Source organism: Acinetobacter sp. CAU_H_29a_1, assembly GCF_058599505.1.
The window spans coordinates 1-12,985 of record NZ_JBZUJB010000002.1 but is presented as its reverse complement, the minus strand read 5'-3'; the positions used below and the strand labels follow the sequence as shown (position 1 = coordinate 12,985).

10 protein-coding genes, 2 pseudogenes and 1 other annotated feature are annotated in these 12,985 nt (G+C 38.0%); of the genes and pseudogenes, 3 read left to right on the top strand and 9 right to left on the bottom strand.

Features of this window, described 5'->3' with window-relative positions; all coding sequences use genetic code 11:
- Positions 1-53: 53 nt before the first annotated feature.
- The 7 genes and pseudogenes from AC4MDD_RS18100 to AC4MDD_RS18070 form a co-directional block, all read right to left on the bottom strand.
- Entirely contained in the window at positions 54-1,574 is a 1,521-nt protein-coding gene (locus tag AC4MDD_RS18100) for a catalase (protein ID WP_151707540.1), read from the bottom strand.
- A 603-nt stretch (positions 1,575-2,177) separates the two neighbouring features.
- Positions 2,178-3,296 (bottom strand): Fic family protein, encoded by a 1,119-nt coding sequence (locus AC4MDD_RS18095; protein WP_151707541.1) that lies wholly within the window; start codon positions 3,294-3,296, stop codon positions 2,178-2,180.
- Positions 3,297-3,617: 321 nt separating this feature from the next.
- A complete protein-coding gene (locus AC4MDD_RS18090) occupies positions 3,618-3,815 on the bottom strand; it encodes a hypothetical protein (RefSeq protein WP_004637135.1) in 198 nt (65 codons plus the stop codon).
- Between the two features lie 69 nt (positions 3,816-3,884).
- Entirely contained in the window at positions 3,885-4,112 is a 228-nt protein-coding gene (locus AC4MDD_RS18085) for a hypothetical protein (protein WP_004637137.1), read from the bottom strand.
- A gap of 97 nt (positions 4,113-4,209) precedes the next feature.
- Complete coding sequence (locus AC4MDD_RS18080) at positions 4,210-4,425, bottom strand: cold-shock protein (protein ID WP_004637138.1); 216 nt, start codon at positions 4,423-4,425, stop codon at positions 4,210-4,212.
- A gap of 327 nt (positions 4,426-4,752) precedes the next feature.
- Complete coding sequence (locus tag AC4MDD_RS18075; protein WP_491882642.1) at positions 4,753-5,685, bottom strand: IS5 family transposase; 933 nt, start codon at positions 5,683-5,685, stop codon at positions 4,753-4,755.
- A gap of 55 nt (positions 5,686-5,740) precedes the next feature.
- A pseudogene (locus tag AC4MDD_RS18070) lies at positions 5,741-6,810 on the bottom strand (IS3 family transposase); the annotation flags it as partial.
- Positions 6,419-6,535, bottom strand: a sequence feature (AL1L pseudoknot). (Overlaps the previous pseudogene by 117 nt.)
- Positions 6,811-7,013: 203 nt before the next feature.
- Here AC4MDD_RS18070 and AC4MDD_RS18065 point away from each other — a divergent pair.
- Genes AC4MDD_RS18065 through AC4MDD_RS18055 form a run of 3 tightly spaced genes read left to right on the top strand, consistent with a single transcriptional unit; the run spans position 7,014 to position 9,173 of the window.
- A complete protein-coding gene (locus AC4MDD_RS18065; protein ID WP_004637145.1) occupies positions 7,014-7,640 on the top strand; it encodes a LexA family protein in 627 nt (208 codons plus the stop codon).
- A gap of 14 nt (positions 7,641-7,654) precedes the next feature.
- The gene (locus tag AC4MDD_RS18060; RefSeq protein ID WP_000834353.1) at positions 7,655-8,950 is read left to right on the top strand and encodes a Y-family DNA polymerase; all 1,296 of its coding nucleotides are present in this window, start codon (positions 7,655-7,657) and stop codon (positions 8,948-8,950) included.
- Positions 8,951-8,954: 4 nt separating this feature from the next.
- Entirely contained in the window at positions 8,955-9,173 is a 219-nt protein-coding gene (locus AC4MDD_RS18055) for a hypothetical protein (protein ID WP_000550046.1), read from the top strand.
- Between the two features lie 237 nt (positions 9,174-9,410).
- Here the strand turns inward: AC4MDD_RS18055 and AC4MDD_RS18050 are convergent, their stop codons facing one another.
- Complete coding sequence (locus AC4MDD_RS18050) at positions 9,411-12,611, bottom strand: tyrosine-type recombinase/integrase (RefSeq protein WP_314340329.1); 3,201 nt, start codon at positions 12,609-12,611, stop codon at positions 9,411-9,413.
- A gap of 4 nt (positions 12,612-12,615) precedes the next feature.
- Positions 12,616-12,984: pseudogene (locus AC4MDD_RS18045) on the bottom strand (hypothetical protein); the annotation flags it as partial.
- Between the last annotated feature and the right edge of the window lies 1 nt (position 12,985).

The following is a 12,985-nucleotide window of genomic DNA, read 5'->3' as shown; positions in this document are numbered from 1 at the left end:
AGCCCGACATCCTGTCGGGCTTTTTTATTAACTATCTAAATCAAATTTCCACATTAAAGAAAACTTTGCAAACCTTTAGCAGGATCTGTTTCACGTGCCGCTTGAGCATCTGCTACAGTCATACCTAAGGCCTTAGCAACGCCTTGCCCATAAGCTGGATCGCAAGCATAACAGTTGCGGATATGACGGTATTTGATGAAATCTAGCGCATCACCCATCGCTGCGGCCGTGTTATTAAACAGGGCCTGTTTCTGCTCATCATTCATCAAATTGAACAGGGCACGTGGCTGGCTGAAGTAATCATTGTCATCTTCACGGAAGTCCCAGAAATCAGCATCACCGGTAATCTTTAATGCTGGTTCTTTAAACTGAGGTTGTTCCTGCCACTGGTTAAAACTGTTCGGTTCATAATGTGGCAATGAACCATAGTTGCCATCCATGCGGCCCTGACCATCACGACGATTAGAGTTTACAGGGCAGCGTGCAGCATTGACCGGAACCTGTGAATGATTTACACCAACACGGTAACGCGCTGCGTCGGCATAGTTCACTAAACGTGCCTGTAACATACGGTCCGGTGAGTAGCTGATGCCCGGTACAAGATTACTAGGTGCAAAGGCTGCCTGTTCTACATCCTGGAAATAGTTTTCCGGATTGCGGTTCAGCTCAAATTCACCGACTTCAATCAGTGGATAATCGCCCTTCGGCCAGACTTTGGTCAGGTCAAATGGATGATAAGGCACTGTTTCGGCTTCCAGTTCTGGCATGACTTGAACGTACATTTTCCATTTTGGATAGTCGCCACGTTCGATGGCATCAAACAGGTCGGTCTGGCTGCTTTCACGGTCTTTGGCAATCAAGTCTGCTGCTTCAGCATCGGTCAGGTTCTGGATGCCTTGCTGGGTACGCATATGGAATTTCACCCAGAAGCGTTCATTTTGGGCATTGATAAAACTGAAGGTATGGCTGCCAAAACCATGCATATGACGGTAGCCAGCAGGAATACCGCGATCCGACATGACAATGGTCACCTGATGCAAGGCTTCAGGCAATAATGTCCAGAAATCCCAGTTATTGGTGGCACTGCGCTTGTTGGTTTTCGGGTCACGTTTGACTGCTTTATTCAGGTCAGGGAACTTGCGGGCATCCCGTAGGAAAAATACCGGAGTATTGTTGCCAACTAGATCCCAGTTGCCTTCTTCAGTATAGAATTTCAGGGCAAAACCGCGAATATCACGTTCTGCATCGGCCGCACCACGTTCACCCGCCACCGTTGAGAAACGCGCAAACATTTCGGTTTTTTTGCCGACTTCAGAGAAAATTTTAGCGCGGCTATATTGGGTAATATCATTGGTCACGGTAAAGGTACCGAAAGCACCTGAACCTTTGGCATGCATACGACGCTCTGGAATCACTTCACGGACAAAGTTGGCCAGTTTTTCATTCAGCCATAAATCCTGGGCAAGTAAAGGTCCACGCGCACCTGCCGTCATACTGTTCTGATTGTCGACCACAGGGGCACCAGCTTCAGTAGTCAGGTGGGTAACAGGACATTTTTTAGGGTCTTGACTCATACTATTAACTCCCGTTTCTTTTAATTTAAATTTCCTACAGAAATTTAATATTTTCAATCCTATCTTACCCTTTACTTGCTTATTAAAATATTAAACTAAGGATATTTTTGAAAATTTATAGCCAACTGATTTAACATAAATCTCTTATACGAAACGTGTTTTTAATATTACTTTAAGATCAGTATCTTATCGTTATTCATACCCTCTGGAACGTTCTCGTTCAACCGACTTGGAAACAAGTCGGTTTCTTTTTAAGCAAAACTGTAACTTTTAGCCAATAAAATTGATCAAAAAACATTCGTTTTTGCATTTTTTCCTGATTTCTCAAGGGTCACAGTTCAGAAATAATCCCCAATTTCTGCGGACAACTCTTGGGATAAAATAGGCCAACTTTGTAAGCTAAAACTTACACAGATTTAAGGTTTTTGCGGATTGGTAATTCAACGCATTAATCCTATGATGAATACATAAGGGAACTGGATGTTTCTAGAAAACAAGAATAAGAAAATAGCGCAAGGAATGGGCAGCACGAGATCAGTAAGACTAGCAACCCGATATGAAAAAGCCCGACAGGATGTCGGGTTTTTTTTATGGCTTAAATTTCTATAACTGAGTATTGATCTGATAGCGTGTATTACGTCCCCCACCTTCCAATTTGACGATACATTTTTTCTCAAGTAAGTCTGATAAATGGCGAGTAGCTGTTGCCTTACTAATTTTAGCAACCTTTTGATATTGTGAAGCGCTAATACCATGTTCAAAGCCATTTTCTCCACCGTCTAATAAACGATTTAGAACTTTGCGCTGTTCTTCACTCAAGGCTAAATTTGAATATTTATGCCAAAACTGACTTTTAAACAATGTTCGACTTATCTGCGCTAAGGTTTTTTCAAGGCTATCATTCAATGTATCTAAAAACCAAACTAGCCAATCGGTGATATCAGAATCATTTTTTTGAGTTTGTTCTAATATCTCATAGTAACTTTTACGTTTATTCAATATCGCAGTAGACATAGCATATAAACGAATGCTCTGTTCATCCATTTGAGCTAAAGAAAGGTCTGTAAGTGTACGTGTAATACGTCCATTACCATCATCAAAAGGATGTAGGGTAACAAACCATAAATGGGTAATACCTGCACGTAACAGAGGATCAAGCAATGAATCATTTAGACTTTGATTAAACCAATCTATGAAGGCATTTAAGCGTTCTTCTAAGCCTTGTCTTGGCGGTGCTTCAAAATGCACTTTAGGATAGTCCAATCGACCTGAAACGACCTGCATAGGCTCTGCCCCCCTAAGTTGACCAATGCGTAAACGGTGCATTGTCCAATCTGGGTCATTGAAAAGCCAACGATGCCACTGCATGAGACGATTAACAGTCAATGGTTGCTTAACATCGTTAAGCGCATCTAGCATGATATTGGCTAAACCTTCTGATCGATCTGAGCTTGTATAAGGCTGTTCAAGTGTGACACCTAAGCGTTGAGCTAGAGATGATCGTAGTGAAAAAACATTGATCGTTTCGTTTTCAATCGCAGATGAAGCAACAATATTGGCAAGCAGAGTATCTAGGGTGAATTGCTCTTTTGCTAAATCATGCTGACTTTGCCCCAGAATAATCCCTATTTTTTGATGTATCTGTCTGGTTTTAGGTAAGATAACTGAATCTAGCCATGTAGAATTTGTCCAGTTTTCTGCTTGCCAAATCCATTTCTGCATTTTCAATCGCTCATCTAAAATTTCAGATGAGTTGAATATAGCACTTATTCGGCTCATAACAAGAGCCGAATATGATAATTAATCAGCTCATTTTTTATAGGACATTTTAAATGGTTTATCGCATAGACATTTTAATTGGTGAATAACAGAAATATATCGGCTTTTTTATAAACAAACTTGATATGTTTTTCCAAAAAATAGAGATCATTTGAGAATATTTGTATTTTCTACTTTTAAACTCAATTATTTTTAGGGGGATGACCTGAGAGCTATTAGCTCTCGTTTCTTACAATGCGTATCGTATTGGTTTTAAAATACTATCTATAAAATTTTAAAAATTTTTCCACTTACAGTACTTTGAAAAAACATTTCAAAACTAGGTCGAATATCTTCTCCATCAACGGTGATATGTCTTATATTTGAGTGAGATTGCGTATCGGCAAAATGATGATCTACTGTTGCTTGAATAGCTTGTTTAACCCCAAACTGGTCTTTTACGTTGAGAGTCTGTTTAAACATATATATCCCCTTAATAAAATTATAGTGGTAGAAATCTACCCCAATTCTTAATACTTGTTGATGTTGGCTCTAAGCAACTTTATGACTTAATTTAAATAGCTGATTTAAAGAAGTGTAAAATGTACGGCCATCCAAATTTAAATCAACCTCGATTCCAGATGAAAGAAGGACTCTTTTACCTACTTCGATTTTTTTTGAACCTTGACGTGTATTTTGCATTTTATGAAGAGGAATTAATGAAACAATAATTTCAGTACCATTTTTAGATTTTGCAATTAAATTACTTAATTTCAACAAATTACATCCTATTTTTTAGAAAAATTTTAATTTTAAAACAAATTTTGAAGTATAAAAAAAGCACTCATGAGTGCTTTTTATTACTGTCTATTATTACTTAGATAGCAACAATATTTACAGCATTCGGTCCTTTTTGACCTTGAGCTACACTGAATTCAACTTGCTGGCCTTCCATTAAGGTTTTGAAACCTGAACTTGCGATTTCGCTGAAATGAGCAAAAACGTCTGGACCTGATTCTTGTTGAATGAAACCAAAACCTTTAGTTTCGTTGAACCACTTAACAGTACCTTTAACAACATTTGAGTTTGACATAATATATCCTACTGATTTTTAATAATTTTTAGTCATTATATTGACCGATTATAACTTGGAAAATAATAAAGAATGAAACTTAAAATCTAAAAAACGAAGGATTATGACTAAAACTGCGATACTTAAGGAAGATTTACCGAAACGAGACTTTTTTTCTAGTTGAGTTAAATATACAGTAAAAAGAAAAATAATCAAGTTTTTTTAATAGTTATATTTATTTTTTTGATAAAAGAAAATTATATTTCATAAAAAAGCCTTATAGTCTCTCTCGGAACGGCTTTGTTGCACAAAGATTTGAAATGCAAAGCGCCCCTAATTGAGCCAAATTTAAGGCGTAACTTGGGTAAGTGGTCGACCTAATTCCGTAAATCTGTTAAGGACTGCTACACGTGCATGGATCTCATTCACTTGGCTATCAAAACTCCTTGCACTGAGTTTATCTCCTAATAATTTGATGCAATGCATCTTAGTTTCAACCAAACTTCGACGATGATAGCCTGACCATTTTTTCCATAGTGTCCTGCCTAAACGTTTAATTGTTCGAAGTAATTCATTTCGCTCTAGCGAGCTACTCTTTGTATCTTTCCATTGTTTCGCATTTTTTCTAGGTGGAATCACCGCATGCCCTTGCCGATCTGCAATGACCTGACGGCATTGCTTGGTGTCATAAGCTCCATCGGTATAAACAGAGTTAATCTGCTCATCTTGTGGAATCTGATTAAGTAAATCACCAAGCACCTGTGAATCACTGACATTATTGGTTGTAAGCTGAACTGCTCGTATTTTTAGGGTTTTAGCATCTATACCAATATGAAGTTTACGCCATTGGCGACGATATTCAGGTCCATGTTTCTTGCGTTTCCATTCGCCCTCACCTAGAAACTTCATGCCTGTAGAGTCCATGAGTAGATGCAGCCCATCGCTACTTTTTTGGTAGCTGATTACAATATCAATATGCTTTTGTCTTCTACAAAGCGTGGTGTAATCTGGAGCTATCCAATTTAATCCGCAAAGTTTAATCAGACTTTGCACAAAGCCAGTGACCATACGTAAAGACAGACGGAATAAGGATTTAATCATTAAGCAGCATTGGATGGCTGCGTCGGAGTAGGTTTGATTTCGCCCTTGTTTGCCTTTTGATGGCGCATACCATTGCGTAGCAGGATCAAACCAAATGGCAATATTTCCGCGACTCATGAGTGCTCGGTTATATGCGGGCCAATTGGTTGTGCGGTAGATTTTGTGTGTAGGCTTCTTCATTTGAAAATTATATCGCTGAAAAACCCTTTACAGATAGGTTTGTGCAACAAAGCCAATATTCAATCACCTCTGTTTTGTATAAGCCATTCACTGTTTCAGCCAAAGCATTATCGTATGAATCACCAGTCGTACCGACTGATGCTCGTAAATTTGCTGCTTCTAAACGATTGGTATAGCGAATGGAAAGATATTGAACACCCCTGTCGGAATGATGAATCACATTCTTTGGCATGCCTCGATCGTGCAATGCTTGCTCCAATGCATCGAGCACCATATCTGTATTCATTCGTGTAGATACTTTCCATCCAACAATTGCTCGTGAAAACACATCAATAATAAAGGCGGTATAGACCCAGCCTGAATGAGTTTGAATATACGTAAAGTCAGCAACCCACAGCTGATCTGGATGATCAGCACTAAAATTACGTTTCACTAAATCATCTGCTCTTTTTTGATCATCTCGGCTACGGGTGGTTTGTTTATTCTTACCACGCCAAACACCTTGTATACCTAGCTTCTGCATCAATCGAGCAACTGTACAACGTGCAATAACATAACCTTCACGTTTCAATTGTTGCCAGACCTTACGCACACCATATCGACCTGAACTTTCTTTCCAAATTCGTTTGATTTGCTCAGCATGATGCTCATCATGTAGATCTCGTTTCGCTCGATGTTCCCTTGCGAAGCAATGCTTCTCATCGCAGAGATCTAGAGTCCGGTAATAGGTTGAAGCTGCGATCGGTAAAATCCTACAAATCGCATCAACACCATATAAGTCTTTATTGTTATGGATGAAATCCACCATTATTTGTGTGGGCGGTCGAGCTCCGCCTGGGCGAAAAAAGCGGCTGCTTTACGTAGAATTTCATTGGCACGCTTTAATTCTTTAATTTCACGTTCCATTTGCTTCATTTTTTCTTGATCATATATCTGTTGTACTTTAATAGGATTTTGCTGATCTAAATGCTTTTGATGCCAGGCACGAAGTGTTTCAGGAGTACAACCAATCTTGGGTGCAATAGCTGTGATTGCAGCCCAATTCGATGGATAATCTTTTTCGGATTCAATCAATAATTGAACCGCTCTATCTCTGATTTCAGGGGTATATTTAGGTTTTTTCATCGGAACATTCTCTCAAGAAAGTTAGTCTCCGACAAACCCGGTACGGTTCACTTTTCCACGCGATGAGCAGAAACAAAACGACTTATTTTGACTTCTCCTTGTTTATCCACAACTTTTTAAATTTGAATTTTAATCCCTGTTAGTAATATCATATTTAGACAAATTCTACTTCCAAACACGCCACTGTAGCGTAGGAGTATCACATGTCTAAGAAGTTGCCTATCTACTTCTCTGATGACGCATGGTCATCTTTGCAAGAGCTCATGGGTCCAGAGGGTAAGCCAAGCCCTACCATCAATACAGTTCTAGAGCAAATCGCTGTTCAAAATGAACTTGTTGAGAAATTAGGGTTAACCGCAGTACTACCCAAATCCAAAGTCTCAATTCCAGTCTCTTTAGAGCGCATTCCTGCTGGTCCTGCATTTAGTATCAAGGATGAACAAGATAAAGCACTCGATCTGAATGAATTCCTTATTCATAACCCTATTTCTACATTTATCGCTTACGTAGACAGTGAATCGATGCTTGATGCAGGTTTTGAGATTAATGATCCGATCATTGTTGATCGCAGTATAGAAGCAAAGCACTACGATATCGTAATTGCATTAATTGATAATAGTGCTTCGACAATTAAGCGGTTAATGATTACAAGCAAGATGTCTAAGTCTGAAATCAAAGAGATTTTCGGAGATGAAGACTACCCTCTTCCAGACCTTTGGTTAAAAGCTGAGAATCCTAGATACAATCACATCATTCCCAACGACAGTCAGACAATATCTATTTGGGGTGTAGTGACTTTTAATTTAAAACGTATTCATCACCGTTCATAAAAAGAAGAATAAAAATGAAAAGTGAAAATGAGATATTTGCGTTAGTTGACGTGAATAATTGCTACGTCTCGTGTGAACGTGTGTTTAACCCTGCCCTAAATGATTGCCCAACCATTGTGCTCAGCAACAACGATGGCTGTGCCGTGGCAAGAAGCCAAGAAGCAAAAGACTTAGGTATAAAGATGGGGGTTCCTGTATTTCAGATTCAGGATTTGATCAAACAACATAACATTCAGGTTCTCTCGAGTAATTTCTCTCTGTATGGTGAAATGTCCAGACGCTTTATGGAGCTTCTCGGGAGTTATGTTGCACCTGGAGAGCAAGAAGTCTATTCAATTGACGAATGCTTCCTAAAGCTCACAACGTATGAGCACTTATTTGACCTGACAGAATATGCGCAAGATATGAGAACTAAAGCATTCCAATGGTTAGGCCTACCCTGCTGTATTGGAATCGGTCGCTCTAAAACTGAAGCCAAGATTGCCAATCATTTAGCCAAGAAGAACAAGTATTTTGGTGGCGTGTGTAATTTAGTTCATATGGACCAGTGCTCTGCTGAGACTTTACTGGCGCAAGTCGATGTATCTGATGTTTGGGGAGTCGGCAGGCAGAACTGCAAGAAACTCAATGCTATGGGCATCCAGTCTGTTCTAGATCTGATTAACGCCAATCCTAAAGAAATTAAAAAGCAATTCAGCATCGTCATGGAAAAGACAGTACTTGAGTTACAGGGTTTGTCTTGTATCGACCTGACTGATGATGCAGTAGCCAAAAAGCAGATTATCAGCAGCCGTTCATATGGCAGCCCTGTGTATGAAGTGGATGATCTAAAGGCTTCGGTGCGACTCTATGTAGCCAGAGCAGTAAAGCGAATGCGTGATGATGGCTCAATCTGCAAGATGATTGGGGTTTATATTCAAACCAGTCGATTTGATAAGACTGAGCGTTACACTCCATACACCGTAGTTCAGATGCATGAGCATACAGACGACTGGTTACTTATCACCAAGGCTGCAATGAAAGGTATCGATCAGATATTTAAGAAGGGTTTTAAGTATAAAAAGGCAGGAATCGTACTTTTAGAAATTAAGGATAAATCCAAATTTGTGCCTGATCTATTCACGGACTATTCGCATAAGCAAGAGCGCGAAAAACTTTCAGATGTTATTGAAGCCATCAGTGAACGGTTTGGGAAGAATCTCGTTACGCTAGGCATTGCCAACAATCAAGAAGCCTCATGGCACATGAATCAAAACCTTAGATCACCATCGTATTTAACAAAATGGTCTGACTTACCTAGAGTAGGATAAAAACATGCACTTATTTAAATTAACTGACGAACAAATTACTCAACTCCTAATCCCGAAACGATTTGTACCACCTACTCCGCAAGAACATGAAGGCAAGAACATGGTTTATGTTTTTGATAGTGATGATAAGTTTGAACTGACTTATTATGAGCTGGTGGATATCATTAGCAAAGCGAGAATGGCTGGGCCGAAGTTGATACCTGTTTTAGGTACTGTGAATTAGATTGAGCAGAGGCGGCACGCCACTTGAATCATTATTTGATTGGAAGCGGATTTGGGCTGAGAATAATTTAGCTCAAATTTAACCTGACAGGCACACTATAAAATGGGTAACTGTCATATCGAGTTTGGACTACAACACTTTAGCTCAGCGATTTACCAATTTACACTAGTGTCTAAAATCCAGTGACGAAACTGTGATGCTAAAGCTTTTAAATTTCCCCTTTTTAAGATGCTTAGGCTATTTGATCCAGAGTTCATCTTCTTGCATCATTTTTAACATTAAATTAAATATAACCAGCGGAGTAACATTTTTTTTGTTAGAACCGACAACTCTTTGAAAACTAAATTTAACGGTTCGCTCAGGAGCACCCAAATTAACTGGGTAGTTTTGTTTTTCTAAATACAGATGATCTCCTAACATTGGCTCTATACCAGTAATAAAATTAACAATTTGTTGCTCATCACCTTTCATTCGGCATTGAAAATGTAGAAAATTCTTACGCAGTTTTCCAAGTAATAATAATATTTTAAGCGCCTTAAACATGTTCTTTTCTTTCAGTGCATCTTGCTGCCTATCATCTTTATAATGAAAATCAAGGAGAGGAATTATTTCATCTTGACGAGTCAGTTTTTTAGCCTTTTCGTAAAGTTCATCAAACCAACTCTCTTCTAAATTCTTACTATAAACATAATTCGTTTTTAAATTAAATTTTTGGCGATCCATCCATTTATTGCTCATCCATTGACATCGTTGCATCCATTCTTGAGCTTGAGTATCTTCGCTTAAACGACCTTCTCTAAAACTTATCAAACGTTGAAAAGGTGTCAGATTACTCTTCTCGATACTAAACTTCTTTTCTTGTCGGCCAGCAATCGTAACTGGCTGTGTTTGCTGATAAGAATTAAACCATTTCTGCTGCTGAGTATAACGATTTAGGTTTATGTAGTCTGTACTTGACTTCACTGGACTAAAACACTGTTCTAATACTTTTTTTGAAATGATACACGGCGAATTATAAATTCGATCGACTGCTAATAAATCCAAAACATGAAGGTAATTTGAAGCCGTTTGCTCAATACTGCTATGCCCCATCCAAGAGGCGAGCACCTGCCATTTATGTTGAATAATCTCTTCTTGAGCACGTGCTTTCATACCAAACAATAAATCCCTCATCTTTTTTGCTTTTACCCAAGGACAATCTGTGTAGGTCTTGATCATTTCTTTTGAACCGAGCAAAGTTATTGCTAGATAGTTAGCAGCACTGTGGCGTAATGTATGAAAACTAAAGCCATGATGCATACCTAATATTTGACTAAACAAATCTACTGTAATTTTGCTGATACATTGATCAGTTAATACACGATGATTCACACTAAAAAGTAGATCATCCTGCTGATTAACCAAATATTGCTCATAACGATGTTGTATGTAACGTTGTACTACTAAAAACTCATGTTCTGACAATGCAATTTTCAAAGGTATTTGACGATTTGCACTTTGCGTTTTCAGACGGCGATATGAATTGTTCTGAATATGAAGCGTGATATTATTAAAAGCTGTATTTTCTTTTTCTTTACAAAGTAACTCTGGGCAAATAATATCTTGTATTTTAAGACAACGAACTTCATTTAATCGAAGTCCAGTTCTATAACTTAGTAAATACATCAGCTTTAAACAACTCAGATGATCGACCCACTCTGATGCCGTTGGCTCTTGACTTAAATTTTCTAGTTTTTCCAATAATTTGCCAAATAGCAAAGGACTCACTAGCCGTGCATTGCAAATTTGTAAATGCTTAAAACTTGAATTCTGTAACACCAATACCCCTGGAGCATCATAATTCTCTATACAGAATTGATGAAAATCTTTTAGGCGACCAAAACGGTATTCTGCGCTTTGGTGCATCTTACGAGAGGTTTTTCCTTTCACCGAATCTCGTTGAACTGCTTTTTCATCACGTTCACTGCTGTATTTCAATAGCTGCCGATATAAATCCTCATAATCATCAATGGATTGTTGCTTTAAATCTAATTTATTGAGCCAAATCTCAAATATAAATTCTTTACCAAACGATCCTAAGTAGCTTTCAATAGTTGATAATTGAAGCCCTCGTTTTTTTAAATGCATTAACCAGTGAATTAAGCGTAGTTGAGCATCAATTAAAGACTTTTCCTCCGTATTAGCATCAACTATCTTCTCCTCTAACACCCTTCTGGTTTCTTGCCAAAAACGTAGCGTGCGTTCTTCTTTATTCCTCTTTTTATCTAAACGCTCAACTTTTTGACCTTTACGTTTCTTTTGATCAAACAACATCAACTCATACGGAATCGTTTGTAATTTGCTTTGAGCAGTCGGAACTTCCGGAAGTAACTGCTCTTGTTCAAAATGAATAGGGCGACTCTCTTGTTCTGTGACTTGATTGTAATCATTATTCCACAGCAATCTAAATTCGGATGGCCTTAAAGCGACAGTATTAATCTCTTGCTGAAGCACATTACTCAAAAATATATCTAGGCTAAGGTTTGGATTAAATTCGAGTACCATTTGCACATCATTAAATGCACGAAATCCACGGCGTTTAATTTGATATTGCAGATCCCCAAGACTTTTTTTCCTGCCTATCTTACTCAAGCTTTCTAAAATACAATCTTCAACTGAATGTTGCAGACGAAATTCTTTCTGAGTGGCTTTCAACTTTTTTAAATATTGTAAAATGAACTGCGCATATGGGTTAAAAAAAACATGTTTCCATTTGTACAACTTTCCCTGTTCTACATCGTTGCCATATTGAGAGTTTTCAACACGATAATGTAGTAACAATGGATTAGTGATCTTTTGATAATCAGAATGGTATAACCGAAAACAATTCAGATCTGTACCAAGCTCAATGGCATCCTGCAATTGTTTCTGAATAGTAATCAAATGCTGTTCATCTGCACAGCCTGAAATATATATAAAACTTAAGCATAAATTTCCCCATAAGTACTTCGGTTCATCCCAATATTCAAATGAATCTTGCCAATACTGCCTTAATTCCTTGACTACCAAAATATGTAGATGCCCCTGTTCTAATCGTGACTCTGTACTTTCAATTTTTCTAGGCAGTACTATCCGTTTCGTATGTGGATTTAGCTTAATTCTGTATGATTTTTTATCTACATTCTGGTTGAATTGCCTCCTTCTTTTATTAAATTCATCTTCAGTTAATTGCATCAGTTTTGATTGTTCGTCTCGGCTCAACTTTTGACTCAAACAATCAACACTATCTTTAATGTCATGCCATTTTTCAGCGATCTGCTGATCAAGTTTTTGCTGCATGTCTTTCGTCAATACTTCAGGTGAAGAAGGCTGTCTATCTAGCGACTTTTTCACCAATTTATGAATATCAACAAATAGATCATCTAGTTGCGGTTTTATTAGTTCTTTGATTTTTTGCATACAACTATTTTCGCTCTAAGTGTTTAATCGATAAAAATTTGACATTATCTTGCAATTGCTGGCGGGCTTGCTGTACATAGACATTCGGAATAAGTGAAGAATGCGGATGAAAAGCCTCTCGGTCACGTTGATCATGACCATAAAGAGCCTGTATTAAATGGAATGCTAAAGCAGTTTTTTCTTCTTTTTTTTCTTCTTTTTTTTCTTCTTTTTTTTCTTTTTCTTCTTTTTCTTCTGCATACATCAAAAAATTCATATCAAAATGACGTAACCAATTCGAATACATATTCTTTGGAAAGATTCCTTCCATATATAAATTTACCCAGTTTCGAGATAAAGGGATTAACTTAATTTTTCTGCTCTGCCACTCTTTG